A 17,522-nucleotide genomic window follows, 5' to 3' on the forward strand; every position below is an offset into this window, starting at 1 on the left:
TATGTTTCTTTCCCTTTTCCTCCAACTATCATTATACCCACGATACTTCCACCCATCATAAACCTTCCCCCTAAGCCAAACCCCGGTAACTACAGACACAATCAATCCTATAATTTCATACCATTCCATAACCCAAAAATACATTAAGTAGGGTAGTGGTGGTTACGCTAAGTTTAAATACTCCGTTTTGGATAACTGTTTATCATTAATTGATAACTACCTCATGGATATAAAAAAAGATGCTTTAAATAAAGCATCTTTTATATAGAATGAAAATATCGTTTTCAGTTTTACCCAAAAGCTCGACTTGCTTAAAATCGCTGTTGGCACCAGTTTAAAACCTTTTTAGTTTTTGCTGCTTTTCTTCGTTAAGTCTTATTCTTTGTTCTTCTTCCAATTTATTTAGAGTGTTTTCGATTTTCTTTTTATCTGCGACATATATGTCAAATTCAAAAATCTCTATATTGTCATTTGTTATTATTTCACAGGATTTATTAATTTTAAAATCTAAAGTAAGCATAGCTCTGATTTTGTTCTCAGGAGATGAGAAAAAATATTTAGTGTATTTATTAGTGTATTTTTTAAATTTAGGGTTTTTACAATTGTTAGGAGATGTTTTGTTTTCAATTTGTGAACCTTTCCCTTTATATTTTTCAAGAAAAATATTTGAATAATCTTTAGTTAGACTTGCTTTTATGCAAAATAACTTATTGTTGTATAATTTTAGAAGAATATTTTTTATTGACAATCCATCTGTTTGATAGTTTGGTATAAAAAATACTCTTATAGAGTCATTAAAACTCGCAATTTCAACATTATACCAAGATTTTATTTTTGTGACATCAGGTTTGATTTCATAAATTGAATTATCGCCAGCATATTCAAGATCTAATTCATCTTGTCCGACTTCATAATCTAAATATTCATCCGAATTATCAATTGTTTTTATTGAATTTTCGAAATTTGAATGAGGAAATATATATCCTAAATCGTCTATTGTTGTATAATCTATAATAAAATCTCCGATTCTGTTTGGACAATCTTGAGCAATACATTTTACACTTATTAAAAGAAGTATGATTAACTTTTTCATGAATGTTATTTTAGTTTCGTTTTGAATAAATTACTACCAACTTCTAAATATAAGAAGGTTCCATTAAAAATAATAATAGTCTCAAGCGTATCATTACGGTTTCCCGTAAATAAAAAGGATGCTAATCAGATTTTTTCTAGGATCCTGGCTCGATGTAGAATTGATTGATGTTAAATAAGCATTCTTAATAATATAAAAAAGGCTGTCTCTTATTTATGAGACAGCCCTTTTTTGTTTTTAAAATCGTAGTTATTCTTTAATGAATTTCATCGTTTTTGTAACATTATTTGAAGTTACTTTTATCAAATAAGTTCCCGAAAGTAAATGTACCACATCAATTTTACCTTCAGTAGCGTTGACAGGTTTCATTAAAACTTCCTGACCTAATAAATTATAAATAATAACTGCAGTTATTTCATTATCACAGGAAATCGTTAGAATATCTTTTACGGGGTTTGGATAAACTTTTAGGGACTGATTTGCTGTGAATTGATTTGCGCTCAACGTTGTACAAATAATAGATGTAAATGAATTTTTGTTTGCAAGTGTTGCATCTCCCAGTTGTCCAAAATCATTTTTACCGGAAGTATAAAGGAAACCATCCTGGTTTAATAAAAGTGTGAATCGGTTCCCATCTGCAATTACACTACGGTCGGTAGCTGTACCAATTAAGGTAGGAGCATTTTTATTTACAGTCGTACCATCGCCTAATTGACCATAATCATTTTGACCCCATGCAAAAAGACTGTGATTGTTCGTAATAATGGCACTATGGGAAAACCCGGCCTCAACGCTGTCAGCTTGGTCCATAACCGGATTTGGGACATTTTTATTTGTATTTGTATTGTCTCCTAATTGACCATAAAGATTTAAGCCCCAAGTATAGACTACACCATTATTTTTCTTTGCAATAGAGTGGTTTCCACCGGCGGCAAAACCTTGCCAGTCTGTGTCCGTCCCGATTTGAGTAAAAGTAGTTGCTGGTAAAGTATTTCCAAGACCCAATTGGCCAAAATTATTATACCCGGAACTCCACAGTGTTCCATTAGTTTTTAATGCTAAGGAATGGCCTGTTCCTCCGGAAACATTTTGCCAATCGGTTGCAACACCAACTTGAGTAGGAACGCTACGATCAGTATAATTACCAAGACCCAGCTGACCATCGTTATTTTCACCCCATGACCAAAGGGTTCCGTTATTTTTTATCGCAAAACATGAGTAAGCTCCGGCAGAAATAGTTTGCCAATTAGTAGCTGTACCGATTTGTGTAGGGACATTTTTATTTACAGTTGTACCGTCGCCAAGTTGTCCGTAATTGTTTATGCCCCAAGCCCAAAGGGTGCCGTCATTTTTTATGGCCAAAGAATAAGCGCCTCCGGCAGAAATGCTTTGCCAGTTGTTTCCTGTACCAACTTGCGTAGGTACATTTTTATTGACATTTGAACCAATACCTAATTCTCCACTTGTGTTAAGTCCCCACGCCCATAGCGTACCATCATTTCTTAAGGCTAAACTATGATTGGTTCCGCCACTGATCTTTTGCCAGCATTGTCCAAAAGATGCAATGCTAATTGTCATTAATAAAATTGTAATTTTTTTCTTCACGTGATTTTCGTTTTTTGATTAATTTGTATTCGATGCAAAGAAAGAAAAATCCTTCTTAATAATTTAGTATCACCGTGTATTTTAACATTTATAATGGTTCGGGACTGAAATTAAAGGGTGTTAAATAATTCGTAAAACTCTTAAAATATTGGTGCAACATTAGATTCAAGAGCTTTTTTTGTTAGATTTACGGCCTAAAATCAAAAAACATGAAATTAAAATTACTTGGATTGGCGATTGCGTCGCTATTAATTTACTCTTGTGCCTCAAAACAAATGGTGCGAACTACCAAAAAAGAAGAAAACGTAAATGAAAAAGCAGTCCCATTTGTTGTAAAAAAGACTACTACGGCAACTGATAAAGTTTTGACTGAAAACCAAGTTCATGGTAAACAGGTTTATGAAAACAATTGCGCAAAATGCCACAAATTATTTGAACCTTCCAGTCGCAGTGCAGAACAATGGAAGCCAATTGTAGGAAGAATGCAGAAGAAAGCCAGAATTTCAGATGAAGATGCTGCAAGTGTTTACAATTACCTGACAGCGCAAATATAATCGAAGTTGTTTTTAAGATATATAAATCCCAAAGACTTTTGTTTTTGGGATTTCTTTTTGCAATCGTTTTTGCTTTCGTACTTTTGACACCAAATTAAATCTGATGCGTTATCTTTTAATATTACTTCTGATGTCCGTTTCTGCCAAGGCGCAAATTCCTGCCATGCATTGTGGTTATGACTTTACATCTTATCTGGTTTTGGATGTGCATGAAGACGGAAAAAAGGAAAATATCAAAAACCTGAAAATTACCGTAGTCGACAGTTTAGGGAAAGAGGTGGTAAATGTGAATAATGTTTACAGTTTTAAAGACAATGGAAAACCGCTGCAGTTTTCAATGAATTACCAGATTGATGAAAATAGAAATAAAATAACTGCTGAAAATCCGAAAGCCCGTTGGTTTTTCCCTTATGCAAAAGATAATTACCTGTTGTCAATTGCTGCTACTTTTCCAGCAGATAATTTCAGTGTCAAAATCGAAGATCCTAGTAAAAAATACAAAACGCAAACCATACAGTTATTTGCTTTTAATATGTATGTGCTTTGCTCCAGTCAGGCCGAGAAAACAGTTCAGTTCGGGCGAAAAGCTAACCGACCGATTGATGTTGTTTTGGAGAGGAGATAGACGTTGGGAGTGGATATAAGGGATAAGGGAAAAGAATCAAGAGACAAGAATCAAGAAAATAAGTTAGATGAAAAATTGGGATTTGAAATAGATTTTCGAAATTTGCTAACTTCTGCCTTCTGCCTTCTGCCTTCTGCCTTCTGCCTTCTGCCTTCTGCCTTCTGCCTTCTGCCTTCTGCCTTCTGCCTTCTGCCTTCTGCCTTCTGCCTTCGGCTAACTGCTAATCACTCCTTCCACTTAATATTACACCCCAAACTTGGCTTCTGATTCGGATTGATAATTCGGTTGTAAATCACGCCATCAATGGCATTGCGCAAATCACTTCCACTTAACGGAATACCATTTCCCGGGCGACTGTCGTCTAATTGTCCGCGGTAAACCAATCGATCCTGATTGTCAAATAAGTAAAAATCCGGAGTGCAGGCGGCATCATAAGCTTTGGCAACTTCTTGTGTGGCATCAAACAGATAAGGGAACTCAAAATTGTGTTTCAGGGCAAAATCGCTCATCAGTTCCGGAGCATCCTGAGGATAGTTAATGATGTCATTACTCGAAATGGCAATGATTCCCAATCCCTGAACCCTGTAATCGTTAGAAATCATCACGACTTCATCGATCACATGATGTACAAACGGACAGTGATTGCAGATGAACATCACCAGCGTTCCTTTCTTTCCTTTTAAATCGGCGAAGGAATAGGAATAGTTGGAATTGGTGTCTTTCAGATAAAATTCCGGTGCTATGGTTCCTAATGGTAGCATGTTGGAGGGTGTGCGTGCCATGATGTTTTTGTTTTTACCAAATTACGATAAAAATGAATTTCCCGGAATATTTTTTTTTAAATTAGTAGGATAAAACTCGGGAGTATGAAAACGTTACAGCAATGGTTTGATGAGTACGGCGTTAGTCATCAGAATCCCATAAATAAGAAGATCCATTATATTTGTGTGCCGGCGATTTACTTTTCCATCATCGGATTGCTGATGTGTATTCCAAGTGGGATTCTGACCAGGATTTCACCATTTCATGAGCCTATGATCGATAACTGGGCGGTAGTGGTCCTACTTTTTGTGCTGACTTTTTATTCAAGACTCTCACTAATGATGGCCATTAAGATTTCCATTTTCTCTGCGATCTGTATTGCAATGAATTTCATCATCAGTATTTGGTTTGAACTTTGGGAAGTTTCGCTGTTGATTTTTGTATTGGCTTGGATAGGTCAGTTTTACGGACATAAGATAGAAGGGAAGAAACCTTCTTTTTTGAAAGATATCCAGTTTTTGCTGATCGGACCGGCATGGGTTATGGAAAATATGTTTTCATCTAAAAATAATGATTGATGCTTTCTTGGGAAGAATTTGAAAAAGTAGAAATGCGAGTGGGAACGATTATCGAAGTAAATGATTGTCCCGAAGCCAGAAAACCGGCATATCAGCTAAGTATTGATTTTGGGTCCAAGATCGGCATACTGAAATCATCCGCGCAAATAACAAAAAGGTATACTAAAGAAGAATTGGTCAGGCGACAGGTTGTTGCCGTGGTTAATTTTCCGAAAAAGCAAATCGGGAAATTTATGAGTGAATGCCTTGTTTTAGGCTCTGTGGGTGAAGATAATGATATTGTTTTGCTGGCTCCTGATTTTAAGGTTGAAAACGGACTCAGAATAGGGTAGTTTAAAATAAGATTGCAGACTTGTTTGTTCTCAGAGAGCGCAAAGAAGCGTCTGATAGAAGATTTGTGTGATTTCAATAATTTTTAATCAGTTGAATCATGATGAAATTTCCCTTCCTTTTTTTACTTGCAATTTTGTGTTTGGTTTCCTGCGCAAAAAAGATCAATCCGATTCAAAGCTATAGTCAACTTAAGACACGGGATTATATGTCCATTGATAAAATTGAATATACACCCACGACGAAGATTTCCTTCAATGAATATCACGAAAGTGCACTGACTCTCAAGGATTCTGTTTTGGTCTATGATGATACGATCTACTCAAATTACAAAGCGTTTTCTTTTAAAATTCAGCCTCAAAAAACATATACACTAAAGGTTAGTAGCATAGCCGGTATGTCTTTTTCCAAGGATTTTATGTTCAACCCGGAAATGTTCGTCATAAACAATAAAGACCGCAAAATTGAGGTGCAGTTTGACAGTACTTACTTTGATTCTAATTATTTTGATATTTCCTATTTGGAACAGATAGGAGATCCCATGTTCGCATTAAATAAAATCTGGACCATTAGAAGTGCTGAAGAAATTAAATGTACCTTTTTGGTTTTTTCAAACAATCAGAATTTGACAAAACTGCTATTTGAGCACAAATCGCCGAAGTTTACCATTTCGGATATTTTCTTTTCCAATAAGAATGATATCTATATTCCTGATAAAGTGGAAGAGACAATGATTGGAAAGTTCTTTGTCAGGGTTGACCAAAGTGATTAGCAAAAATGATGAAATTCAGTAAAGGAGTTTTTACATTGAGCGCTTTCTTCGTCGCCATTTCAGTATTTCAATCCACAAAACAGACGCAGAACTTACTGCAAGACAAAAGGCCAGTTGTAACAGAGAAAGCGGTTGTACTTTGAAAAATGCTGAGATTACAGGAAGGTATAAAATCAGCGCCAGAAGTAGTAGTGTTGCTGTATTCAAAACAAACATCATGTTGTTTTTATATTTCAGCGTTGTGAATATCGAGTAGAGGAACGACCGGTTGGTCAGTGATAATAGTATGTTGGCAAAGACTAAGGTCACAAAAACCATCGTTCGGGTGCATTGTTCACTTTGATAAATTTGTGCGCTGAACTGATATGCAAAGAGGATCCCAAGTGTAATTGCTAATCCCTGAACAATACTGAAAGTCATTTCTTTGAAAGATAGAAATGTACTGCGCAACGCTCGTGGAGGAAGCTGCATGCTGTTTTTTTCGATAGGTTCATTTTCGTAAACTATGGAACACATCGGACCCATTATAAGTTCAAGGAAGATAACATGTACCGGTGTGAAAATATCGGGATACTGCCAGTTTAAAAGTAAAGGAAGGGAGACGGTTAAAATGATCGGAATATGAATGGACACAATATATTGGACAGCTTTTTTTATATTGGCATAAATTCGTCTGCCTGTGGCTACTGCAACAACCATTTTTGACAGATCATCGTCGATAAGAATAATATCTGCGGCACTTTTTGCAATTTCGGTTCCCTTTTTCCCCATGGCGATTCCGATGTGGGAAGCTTTCAATGCCGGTCCATCGTTAACGCCATCACCCACCATGGCAACGACCTGTTGGTCTTTTTTTAACGCATTGACTACCGCTAGTTTAGCTTCGGGAAACATTCGGGTAAGTAAAGCGGTATTGTGTATGACACTAATTCGTTCCGTTTCATCTAATTGCAATAAATCTGCGCCGTTAATATATTTTTCTGCGTTCGGGATTTCTGCTTCTTCAGCAATTGCTTTTGTAGTTATTTGGTTATCTCCGGTCACTACTTTTACGGTAATTCCCGCTTCTGTAAATTGTCGGATTACCTGCCTTATGTTTGCTTTTGGAGGATCATTGAAGGCAACCAATCCAAGGAAATGAAACGGGAATTCTTGTTGGGTTTTTGGAAAAACAATACCGTCATAATCGGAATATCCGACGCCTAAAACTCTAAAGCCTTTGGAGGCTAATGAATTGGATACAGCCAGAAGCCGGTCTCGCTCGGTATCATTAAGGGTAGCTGTTTTTATAAGTGCTTCGACAGCTCCTTTTGTGGCGATTATCCTTTTTCCTTCCCGATTCTTAAACAGGTGTGTCATCATCGGAGGTGTCCCCTCGAGCGGATATTCGTGAAACATTGTAAAAGAAGGCCGTTCATCGGTTTCGGCTATTTTTTCGTAAGTCATATGCAATGTTTTCTCCATCGGATCAAAGGGAACGGGTTCACTGGCCCACATCGCAGTGGTAATGACCTCTTTGATTTTGGGATCATTCCAGTCTCCGTTTTCGGAAAGTTGATTGTTCGCTAGGGCAAAAATCGCCTGAAGACTCATTTTGTTTTCTGTTAAAGTTCCTGTTTTATCCGTGCAGATAACAGTCGCACTTCCTAAGGTTTCCACCGTTTGTGTTTTTTTGATGATGATACCTTCCTGCATCATTCGCCAGGAGCCGAGGGCCATAAAAGTGGTGAACGCTACCGGTATTTCTTCCGGAAGTATAGACATGGCAAGCGTGAGGCCTTTGAGTAAACTGTGAAGCAGATCATGTGTTTTCCAAAAATAGACGACCCAAATCAACAAAAAAACTGCAGCACCCGCGTAAGCCATTTTTTTTACAAAGTTTTCGATTTGAAGTTGTAGCGGAGTAGCTTCTTCTTTAATGTTGAGTATCGACGAGCCCAGTTTACCTAATTCTGTGGCTATTCCTACTTTGGTCACACGGAAAATTGCCAGTCCGGAAGCTACTAAGGTTCCGCTATATACTTTTCGGTCTTCTGATTTTTCCGATTTGAATACGGAAAAGGATTCGCCGGTCAGAGAAGCCTCGTTCACGGAAAAGTCATTGCTCTGAACTATTTCGCCATCAGCATTGATTAAATTACCTTCTTCCGCTATGACTAGGTCGTTGACTACAATTTCATTTGTGGGAATAGGAGTCATTTTGCCATTGCGGAGTACGGTCGATAAAGGTTCGTTTAGTGTTTTTAGGGCTTCCAGCGCTTTTCTGCTGCGGTTGTCCTGATAAAATGAAATCCCGGAGACAGCCAGGACAGAAATCAGCATAAAAATAGCTTCACTGTTTTGCCCCAATAGGAAATAGATTGCCGATACAGCTATCAGTAAAAGCAGCATGGGTTCTTTTAACACGTCAAAAATAGCTTTCCACCAACGGTAGTGCGGTTTGTGTACTTGCTCGTTGGTGCCGAATTCTTTTCGTGAAGCTTGGATTTCTTCTTCGTTCAATCCGGTAAGATGTGCAGGAATATTTATTTTTTCAGCCATGGTCTGCGGATAACGTCACTATCAAATTTACGTTATTCTGTCTGAAATGGGAAAGCTTTTGTAGTGGTATTAAAAGTAAAAAGCCCAAAATCTTTCGATTTGGGCTTTTTGAATATGTTTTCTTGACGGATTATTAAATGTCATCAAAATCAATGTCAGTGTAACTTCCGGCAGTTCTTGTTTCGTTTTCTCCGGTTGTTCTTTCACTGAAAAATTCTTTTTTGAAATCTTTTTGATGTCTTTCAGAGATTACTTCTTCACCTTTATGGTTTAACACATAAGAAGTCATTTCATCCAAAATATCTTTAAAAGCGGCGAAATCTTCTTTGTATAGATAGATTTTGTGTTTTTTGAAATGGAAGGAACCATCTTCTTCAGTGAACTTTTTGCTTTCTGTAACTGTGATGTAATAATCGTCAGCTTTAGTCGCTCTTACATCAAAGAAATAAGTTCTTCTTCCGGCTCTTAAAACTTTAGAAAAAATTTCTTCTTTTTCTAATAAATCATTTTCTCTCATAATCCTTCTGTCAAATATTAATTGTGTTAAGTAGAAACCAAAAATCTAAAAAAAAACCAAAATAACCAAGATTTTATTGCATTTCTTTTTCGGAAAGTTGCTTATAGAACAATTCTTTGTAATAACCTTCCTGATTTACAAGCTGATAGTGAGCTCCCTGCTGAATTATTTTTCCGTCTTCGAGAATGATTATCTTATCGGCGTTCTTGGCGGAAGAAACTCTGTGACTTACAATGATAGTGGTTTTGTCTTTACAGAATTCCATCAGATTATTTAGGATTGCTTCTTCAGTTTCGGTGTCAACCGCTGAAAGACAGTCGTCTAACAGAAGGATAGGGGCGTTTTTGATAAGCGCTCTTGCAATGGAAACCCTTTGCTTTTGTCCGCCCGAAAGTGTAATCCCGCGTTCGCCTAAAATAGTTTCATATTGGTTTTTAAACTTCACAATATTTTTATGAACGACAGCTTTTTTGGCAGCATCGACAACTTCTTCATCGGTCGCTTCTTCTTTTCCGAATTTGATATTATTTTTGATGGTGTCGGAAAACAAAAAGGCATCCTGGGGAACAAAACCAATGTGATCACGAACATCATATAAGTTGAGGTCTTTGATATTTGTTCCGTCAATTTTAACCACACCGTCTTTTACATCATACAATCGGCTGATCAGGGAAAGCAAGGTTGATTTACCGGAACCTGTTTTTCCTAAAATCGCTAATGTTTCTCCTTTATTGATGGTTAGGGAAATGTTTTGAAGTGCTTTGATATTGGTGTCTTCATAAGTAAAGGATACATTTTCAAAACTTATTTTTCCGTGGATATCTGTTTTTTCATCTACCGTGTTCTGAATTTCCGGAACCACTTTCAGGAATTCGTTGATGCGCTTTTGCGAAGCTTCAGCCTCCTGAACCATCGAAGAAACCCATCCCAAAGACGCTACCGGCCATGTCAGCATGTTGATGTACAGAATGAATTCGGCGATAACCCCAATATCCGGAATGGAGCCGTTGATGTACATTCTTCCACCCACATAAATCACCACCAGATTACTGATTCCAATCAATAAAATCATCAGCGGACCAAATAAGGATTGTACTCTCGCTAGATCCAGATTTTTGGTTTTGCTTTCTTCGGAAAGATTTTCAAAATCCCTTTGCTTGTTGGTTTCAATCGCATAAGCTTTAATCACCCTGATGCCAGAAAATATCTCCTGCGTAAATGTGGATAGTTTTGATAAATTCTGCTGGTAAGCTGTACTTCGTTTATTGATCTCGGAACTGATTTTGAAGATGCTATAGCCTAAAATTGGCAGCGGCAACAAAGAATAAAGTGCAAGTTCCTTCGACACGGAAAACATCTGGACGGTAACCACCGCGAAACGGATAATGGTATTTATGGAGTACATAACCGCAGGCCCAACATACTGTCGGACTTTTCCAACATCTTCGCTGATGCGGTTCATCAAATCGCCCGTACGGTTTTGTTTGTAAAAGTGCTGTGTCAGTCTTTCATACTGGCGGAAGACTTCATTTTTTAAATCGAATTCGATGTGGCGTGACATTACGATTAAAGTTTGGCGCATCAGGAAGGTTAAGAAACCGGCTATAAGTGTCGTAGCCAGTATCAGTAAAATGTTTTTCAACAGAATTCCCTGAATAATATCGTTTGGTAATTTACTGTGTTCTAATGTTTTAATTGAGTCTCCGACTAGCTTTGGAGTGTATAAAGTAAAGAATTGCGCTGCAACTGTAATGATCACACCGAGAAGGAAGCTGTATTTATATTTTATAAAATATTTGTTTAAATATTGTAGTTCTTTCATTTTTAAATGGCTTTTAGTAAAAAAATCTTAATTTTTATCTTAAAAAAATGAATAAAAATTTTAAAAAATTGTGTTTATCTTTTGAAAATAAATATTAATTATAAATTAAAATAGGTGAACTGTGTTGAAATATTCTGAATAAAGATGTAATTTTGCATCCTGTTTTTGAATATAATTCAACTTAAAAAACATTTACAACATGATAACAGAAGTCACAAACGCTAATGAGCTTCATAAACTGGACCCGGTTTTTGGTCAGGTTTCATTTGATAATCATGAGCAGATCGTATTTTGTCACGACAAAGATACTGGTTTAAAAGCAATTATTGGTGTTCATAACACAGTTTTAGGACCTGCTTTGGGAGGGACAAGAATCTGGAAATATACTAACGAATGGGAAGCATTAAATGATGTATTGCGTTTGTCTCGCGGAATGACTTTCAAGTCGGCGATTTCAGGGTTAAACCTGGGTGGAGGAAAAGCAGTTATTATTGGTGATTCTAAAGTGGATAAAACACCGGAATTGATCATTAAATTCGGTCAGTTTGTTAATTCATTAAGTGGAAAATACATCACTGCTGAGGACGTAGGTTCAACTACAGCAGATATGGACTTGATCAGAGATTATACTCCTTATGTAACAGGTATTTCCGAGTCAAGAGGTGGTTCTGGTAACCCTTCTCCGGTAACGGCTTACGGTGTTTACATGGGAATGAAAGCTTCTGCTAAATACCAATTCGGTTCAGATAGTTTAGAAGGTAAAAAAGTATTGGTTCAGGGTATCGGTCACGTAGGTGAGACTTTGGTTGATTTAATCACTAAAGAAGGTGCTCTTGTTCAGATTGCTGATATCAACGAAGCTCGTTTGCAGGAAGTTGGTGCTAAATACGGTGCTAAAGTATTCAGTGGTACTGATTTGTACAGTGCTGATGTGGATATTTATGCTCCATGTGCTTTAGGTGCTACGATCAACGACGATACTATCGAAAAAATCAAAGCTAAAGTTATCGCAGGTGCTGCAAACAATCAGTTAGCTGTTGAGCAGGTTCACGGTGCAAGATTACAGGAAAGAGGTATTTTATATGCTCCGGATTTCTTGATCAATGCAGGTGGAATCATTAATGTTTACGGTGAAATCGCAGGATACGGTAAAGATGAGGCAATGCGCAGAACTGAGAATATCTATAATACAACGTTAGATATTTTCAACTATGCTAAAGAAAACAACATCACTACACATCAGGCAGCTATGAGAATGGCTCAGGAGCGTATCGATGCAAGAAAAAAAGAAAACGCAGGAAAGTAATTTTCACTGTCAATAATATTTCATAATTTTGCGGAGCGGAAGGCATTCTTCCGCTCCGTAATTTTTTTAAAGTTCTTACAGCAGATGTTAAACAGAAGACATATCCGTGTAAAAGTGATGCAGTCCATTTACGCTATGCATCAAAACAATTCCGATAATCTTGATAAGGAAGAAAAATTCTTGTTTCAGAGTATCGAAAATATTCAGGATTTATATCTTATCATGCTTTCCGCTTTAGTGGAAATCAGAAAGTCGGAGGAAGATTTTATCGACAAATCCAGCAAAAAACACCTAGCTACAAAAGAAGAACGCAATCCCAATACAAAATTTATAAAGAACCAGGTACTTGAATTATTGGAAGAAAATAATTCATTGAGTATCGCTATGGAAGACAGGAAGATAACGAATTGGAAAAACAATGACGATTATATTCTTTTGCTTTTGGATGAAGTAAAAAACAGTGAGTTGTATGCGAACTACATGCAAAATAATGTAAATACTTTTGAAGAGGACAAACAGTTTGTATTGGATATCTTTTCCGAAGTTATTGCGCCGAACGAAAAACTTTATGATTATTTAGAGGATAATAAACTAACGTGGGTTGATGATATTCCTTTAGTGAACACCATGATCGTGAAACAGTTGAAGCAAATCAAATCAGCGGACGATACTTCGTTTTTTGTGCCGAAATTATACAAGGATTCAGACGATAAGGACTTCGTGAAAAACCTTTTCCGTAAAACCGTTCTGAACAATACGGAATTGGCCAAAGAATTTATTGATAAAACACCGAACTGGGACGCGGAACGTATCGCCGAGATCGACACGATCATTCTGAAAATGGCCATCTGCGAATTTTTGAAATTCCCATCGATTCCGGTTAAAGTAACTATTAACGAATATTTAGAATTAGCCAAAGAATATTCTACACCAAAAAGTAGTATTTTTATCAACGGAATTTTAGATAATTTAGTCAAAGAATACCAAAAAGAAAATAAATTAATCAAAACCGGAAGAGGTTTAATGTAACTAACTTTTTTAAATTATGATCAAAAGAACTTTTGGAGTGTTGGCTGTTGCTGCTTTGGTGCTGTCGACTTCTTGTAAAAAAGAGAATGCATCAGAGAAAATCGATGAGGCAACTGTTGAAAAAGTAACCGCTGAAAATGCAGCTTCAGGGAAATTACCTGTAATAAAATTTGACAAAACAGAACACGATTTCGGAAACATCAAAGAAGGTGATTTAGCGGAAACGACTTTCAAAATTTCCAATGACGGAGAAGCGGATTTAATCATCATCAACGCACAGGGAAGTTGCGGATGTACCGTTCCTGAATGGCCAAAAGAACCGATCAAACCGGGCGCTTCAGCTGATATGAAAGTTACCTTCAATTCTAAAGGGAAACCGGGTCACCAGGAAAAATCAGTTACTTTAACAACAAACACAAAAGAAGGTTCTGAGAAAGTAACTATCAAAGCAAATGTATCACCAAAACCAGGTCAGTTGGTAACAACACCTATAAGATAAAGAATACTACTATGGGACAAATGAGTCAGTTTTTACCAATAATATTAATGTTAGCGGTTGTTTATTTCTTAATGATCAGACCGCAACAGCAAAGAGCCAAAAAAGAAAAAGAGTTTGAAGCCGCTGTAAAAGTAGGCGACAAAGTTATCACTAAATCGGGAATCCACGGTAAAATTGCCGAATTGCACGATGAGACAGTGGTAATCGAAACCATGGCCGGTAAAATTAAAATGGAGCGTTCTGCCATTTCAATGGAATTGAGCATGAAAGCTAATGCTGCGAAATAATTTTCAAAGCCTATATAAATAAAAAAGTCCCGAATCATTCGGGACTTTTTTATTATCTGTATTTGTCGTTCAGACCAATGCCTTCCAAAATCATCGGTTTGATTTTTTCAATGCGTGTGAGTTTGGTCTTCTCCTGTTTTGCCGTTTCCACATACTCCAGAAACTCACGCTGTTTGTACGGGGAAAAGGAATCAAAAGCTTTTGCTAATACTGAGTCGCTTTTAAATTCGGCATCAAGTAATTCAGAAGCGATCGCTTCTTTCTTTTCCGGTTTTTGGGAAATTCCGGCCTTTTCATTGGCTATGGCTTCATTGATGTACTGAAGAAGCTGCTTTTCGTTTTTTAAAAGTTCTTCTTTCGTTGGAAAACGCCATTGGCGCAATGCTTTAGTCACGCCTTCATTGGCATTGACCAGTACTTTTTTCTCATCCTTTAAAAAAACACCATTGAAAAACCAAACGGCAACATAGGATTTAAACCCGCCGACACCTACGACATTTTTTTTATTGATGGTATACACCGAGCCGCCCCATTTGGTCATTTCCACCAGTTCGGTTTTGGCAATTATCGATTGTATGAAATCGAGTTCTTCGGTCCATAAGTTGTTTTTATTCCACGGATTCTTTTTTTCTTCCATAACGAAATTATTTTGTCCATTCGATTTTTACGGCCGAAATGATATCAAGCTCCAAACGAATGGCATTGCTGACTTTAAATTGATTTCTAAGGTAGAAATTTATTGGTGATTTGTAAATAGTACCGTCACTTTTTTTATCGTTGTCATGGTCAATTACCCAGCCGTTAAGGCTATCGGTTTTGGATTTTAATCGCTCCAATAAACCGGATCCGAAACCTTTTCCCTGCAAGGACGAATCAACAATGATGGCAAACCAGATTTCATTTTCCCTTTCAAAAAGAAGTGCCCAGCCCAGAATTTGCTCATTTTCATCCGTTAATAAAAAATGGGTTTGAATGTTCAGTTTGCTCAGGTAAATTTCAAAATCGGAGGGCAAGGCGTAAGCCAAATTTACAGGATACTCCTGGTTCCAAAGCTTAAAAAGCTGCTCTTTTTGTACTTCGGTGAGGGATGATTGTTTAACGATTTTGTACATGGGCTCTTCGGTTTAATGATTGAAAAAAGAAACCGCAGTTTACAGATTTTTAATTTTAAAATCTGTAAATCTGCGGTTTAAATATATTGGTTTCAACTTGCTGCCTTCTGCCTACTTCTTATACTTCTCAGCAGTAAGTTCTGCAATTTTGATGATTACATCAATAGCTTTCTGCATACTTTCCACAGGAACATATTCGTATTTACCGTGGAAATTATGTCCGCCGGCAAAGATGTTCGGACAAGGTAATCCCATGAATGATAAACGGGAACCGTCCGTACCACCGCGAATAGGTTTGATAAGCGGTTTGATGTTCAAAGCTTTCATCGCCTGCTCAGCCAAATCAACAATGTGTTTAACCGGTTCAACTTTTTCGCGCATGTTGTAATATTGATCTTTTACTTCAATTTCAACAATATCAGCTCCGAATTGCTTTGCGTATTTTTTATTGAATTTATCAGCAATTTTCACCACTTCTTTTTTGCGTTTTTCGAATTGTTTGCGGCTGTGGTCACGGATAATTAACTGTACATTTGTTTCCTCAATACTTCCGTCCAAGTGAACTACGTGGAAGAATCCTTCGTAACCTTTAGTTCTTTCCGGTACTTCGTCTTTAGGTAATTTAGAGATGTATTTTGTAGCCAAAAGCATGGAGTTGATCATCTTGCCTTTCGCATAACCCGGGTGAACACTTTTTCCTTTGAATTTCAGTTTTACACCGGCCGCATTGAAGTTTTCATACTCCAATTCGCCAATCTGACTGCCGTCCATGGTATAAGCCCAGTCACATCCAAATTTCTCTACGTCAAAGAAGTCAGCACCACGTCCGATTTCCTCATCGGGAGTGAAACCAACTTTCAAGGTTCCGTGTTTGATCTGCGGATTTTTGATTAAGTATTCCATCGCGGTAACGATTTCGGTAACACCCGCTTTGTCATCGGCACCTAAAAGGGTAAGTCCGTCGGTTGTGATTAACGTCTGACCTTTGTATAGTAATAGATCTTCGAAATAGCTCGGAGATAATACAATGTTTTTTTCTTTGTTCAGAATGATGTCGCCGCCGTCATAATTTTTAACGATCTGCGGATTTACATTAGCTCCCGTAAAATCAGGCGTAGTGTCAAAATGCGCCACAAAACCGATGGTTGGTACCTCATAATCCAAATTACTTGGCAACGTCGCCTGGATGTATGATTTGTCGTCAATAGTTACATCCTGTAAACCGATGGCTTTTAGTTCTTCGACTAATTTGTTGGCTAAATCCCATTGTTTAGCGCTGCTTGGAGTTGTAGTTGAGTTTGGATCGGCTTCCGTATCAATAGTTACGTAACTGATGAAACGATCGATTATATGTTGCATAGTTTTTAAATTTTGAGAAAACAAATATAAGGTTTATGCATCAAAATCAAGGTGTAAATAATGGTTAGAAAATAAAAAAGCTCCTATAAAGGAGCCTTTTGTTGTTAGGGTTAGATGGGTTCTCAAGACTACCAATCGCTTTTGGCAGCGCCTGATTTCGCCATTTCTTTTTTGATGTTAGATTTGATTGTTTCAATCTCTGCATTAATAGCACCATAATATGCCTTAAGATTTTCTGCTAACTTAGGTTTTTGCGCAGCTCTTTCTGAAGCGGTTTTATCAAACATTTTTTCCAAAGGCGTTTCCGAAACTTCTGTTTTAGTGAAAATGTTTTTGATATCGTATTTGTATTTATTGTCTTTTGACATGATTGCAATCGTGTAGAATAATTTCACTTTTACATCGCTTCCGTTCATTTTTACCGTCATGACCGAATACTGGTTGTCTGAAACCGAATAATTCGCTTTGTCCTGTTTCAGTTTTTCCTGAGTCACCTTGTAAGTGTTTACAAAGAACATTTTCGAGTTGTTGAACAAGTCATCTTTAGTTTTTCCATCAGCCGGAACTACTTCGGTAAAAATGATTTGTCCGTTTTCATTTAGAGGGAATTCGAATTTCTCCTGTGCATTAATGTTTAGGGCAAATAATACTAATAGTAAGAATATTTTTTTCATGCTCTTTTTTCGCTTAGGTTAATAAAATTTAAGGTTAGTTTTTTATAGCATTACAAT

The 17,522-nt window shown here is 37.0% G+C and carries 19 protein-coding genes; 9 read left to right on the plus strand and 10 right to left on the minus strand.

Annotation, left to right across the window (positions count from 1 at the left end):
• Positions 1–334: 334 nt before the first annotated feature.
• Both AC3E9U_RS12870 and AC3E9U_RS12875 read right to left on the minus strand, forming a co-directional pair.
• Positions 335–1,093, minus strand: a complete 759-nt coding sequence (locus AC3E9U_RS12870) for a hypothetical protein (protein ID WP_488747324.1) — start codon at positions 1,091–1,093, stop codon at positions 335–337.
• Between the two features lie 249 nt (positions 1,094–1,342).
• Positions 1,343–2,698, minus strand: a complete 1,356-nt coding sequence (locus AC3E9U_RS12875; RefSeq protein ID WP_488747325.1) for an RCC1 domain-containing protein — start codon at positions 2,696–2,698, stop codon at positions 1,343–1,345.
• A 209-nt stretch (positions 2,699–2,907) separates the two neighbouring features.
• Here AC3E9U_RS12875 and AC3E9U_RS12880 point away from each other — a divergent pair, with 209 nt between their 5' ends.
• Positions 2,908–3,252 (plus strand): c-type cytochrome, encoded by a 345-nt coding sequence (locus tag AC3E9U_RS12880; RefSeq protein ID WP_488747326.1) that lies wholly within the window; start codon positions 2,908–2,910, stop codon positions 3,250–3,252.
• Positions 3,253–3,355: 103 nt separating this feature from the next.
• Complete coding sequence (locus AC3E9U_RS12885) at positions 3,356–3,877, plus strand: hypothetical protein (RefSeq protein WP_488747327.1); 522 nt, start codon at positions 3,356–3,358, stop codon at positions 3,875–3,877.
• Between the two features lie 224 nt (positions 3,878–4,101).
• Here AC3E9U_RS12885 and AC3E9U_RS12890 read toward each other — a convergent pair whose 3' ends face one another.
• Positions 4,102–4,659 carry a thioredoxin family protein gene (locus tag AC3E9U_RS12890; RefSeq protein WP_488747328.1) on the minus strand — a complete coding sequence of 186 codons (558 nt, stop codon included), beginning with the start codon at positions 4,657–4,659 and terminating at the stop codon, positions 4,102–4,104.
• An 84-nt stretch (positions 4,660–4,743) separates the two neighbouring features.
• Between AC3E9U_RS12890 and AC3E9U_RS12895 the strand changes: the two genes are divergently transcribed.
• The 3 genes from AC3E9U_RS12895 (at position 4,744) to AC3E9U_RS12905 (ending at position 6,319) form a co-directional block, all read left to right on the plus strand.
• A complete protein-coding gene (locus AC3E9U_RS12895) occupies positions 4,744–5,217 on the plus strand; it encodes an Mpo1 family 2-hydroxy fatty acid dioxygenase (protein WP_488747329.1) in 474 nt (157 codons plus the stop codon).
• A complete protein-coding gene (locus AC3E9U_RS12900) occupies positions 5,217–5,549 on the plus strand; it encodes a tRNA-binding protein (RefSeq protein ID WP_488747330.1) in 333 nt (110 codons plus the stop codon). Before AC3E9U_RS12895 ends, AC3E9U_RS12900 begins: the two co-directional genes overlap by 1 nt.
• Positions 5,550–5,647: 98 nt before the next feature.
• Entirely contained in the window at positions 5,648–6,319 is a 672-nt protein-coding gene (locus tag AC3E9U_RS12905; RefSeq protein WP_488747331.1) for a hypothetical protein, read from the plus strand.
• Positions 6,320–6,349: 30 nt separating this feature from the next.
• Here the strand turns inward: AC3E9U_RS12905 and AC3E9U_RS12910 are convergent, their stop codons facing one another.
• The 3 genes from AC3E9U_RS12910 to AC3E9U_RS12920 form a co-directional block, all read right to left on the minus strand.
• A complete protein-coding gene (locus AC3E9U_RS12910) occupies positions 6,350–8,860 on the minus strand; it encodes a cation-translocating P-type ATPase (protein ID WP_488747332.1) in 2,511 nt (836 codons plus the stop codon).
• A 133-nt stretch (positions 8,861–8,993) separates the two neighbouring features.
• Positions 8,994–9,377: a PUR family DNA/RNA-binding protein gene (locus AC3E9U_RS12915; protein ID WP_488747333.1), complete on the minus strand. Its 384-nt coding sequence runs from the start codon at positions 9,375–9,377 to the stop codon at positions 8,994–8,996.
• Between the two features lie 73 nt (positions 9,378–9,450).
• Entirely contained in the window at positions 9,451–11,199 is a 1,749-nt protein-coding gene (locus tag AC3E9U_RS12920; RefSeq protein WP_488747334.1) for an ABC transporter ATP-binding protein, read from the minus strand.
• A gap of 199 nt (positions 11,200–11,398) precedes the next feature.
• Here AC3E9U_RS12920 and AC3E9U_RS12925 point away from each other — a divergent pair, with 199 nt between their 5' ends.
• The 4 genes from AC3E9U_RS12925 to yajC all read left to right on the plus strand — a co-directional run bounded on the left by AC3E9U_RS12925 (position 11,399) and on the right by yajC (position 14,320).
• On the plus strand, positions 11,399–12,505 hold the full coding sequence (locus AC3E9U_RS12925) for a Glu/Leu/Phe/Val dehydrogenase dimerization domain-containing protein (protein ID WP_488747335.1): 1,107 nt from the start codon (positions 11,399–11,401) through the stop codon (positions 12,503–12,505).
• Positions 12,506–12,589: 84 nt separating this feature from the next.
• Positions 12,590–13,534, plus strand: coding sequence for a transcription antitermination factor NusB (nusB, locus tag AC3E9U_RS12930; protein ID WP_488747336.1), 945 nt, complete (start codon positions 12,590–12,592; stop codon positions 13,532–13,534).
• A 16-nt stretch (positions 13,535–13,550) separates the two neighbouring features.
• A complete protein-coding gene (locus AC3E9U_RS12935; RefSeq protein ID WP_488747337.1) occupies positions 13,551–14,033 on the plus strand; it encodes a DUF1573 domain-containing protein in 483 nt (160 codons plus the stop codon).
• Between the two features lie 11 nt (positions 14,034–14,044).
• On the plus strand, positions 14,045–14,320 hold the full coding sequence (gene yajC / locus AC3E9U_RS12940; protein ID WP_488747338.1) for a preprotein translocase subunit YajC: 276 nt from the start codon (positions 14,045–14,047) through the stop codon (positions 14,318–14,320).
• A gap of 52 nt (positions 14,321–14,372) precedes the next feature.
• On the opposite strand, the gene AC3E9U_RS12945 is transcribed toward yajC, so the two are convergent.
• The 4 genes from AC3E9U_RS12945 to AC3E9U_RS12960 form a co-directional block, all read right to left on the minus strand.
• A complete protein-coding gene (locus AC3E9U_RS12945; RefSeq protein ID WP_488747339.1) occupies positions 14,373–14,957 on the minus strand; it encodes a YdeI/OmpD-associated family protein in 585 nt (194 codons plus the stop codon).
• Positions 14,958–14,964: 7 nt separating this feature from the next.
• Complete coding sequence (locus AC3E9U_RS12950) at positions 14,965–15,432, minus strand: GNAT family N-acetyltransferase (protein ID WP_488747340.1); 468 nt, start codon at positions 15,430–15,432, stop codon at positions 14,965–14,967.
• Positions 15,433–15,543: 111 nt separating this feature from the next.
• Positions 15,544–16,791 (minus strand): peptidase T, encoded by a 1,248-nt coding sequence (gene pepT, locus AC3E9U_RS12955; protein WP_488747341.1) that lies wholly within the window; start codon positions 16,789–16,791, stop codon positions 15,544–15,546.
• A gap of 128 nt (positions 16,792–16,919) precedes the next feature.
• The gene (locus tag AC3E9U_RS12960) at positions 16,920–17,465 is read right to left on the minus strand and encodes a DUF4468 domain-containing protein (protein ID WP_488747342.1); all 546 of its coding nucleotides are present in this window, start codon (positions 17,463–17,465) and stop codon (positions 16,920–16,922) included.
• Positions 17,466–17,522 lie beyond the last annotated feature (57 nt).

The sequence above is a fragment of the Flavobacterium sp. 21.1 genome (assembly GCF_057801535.1).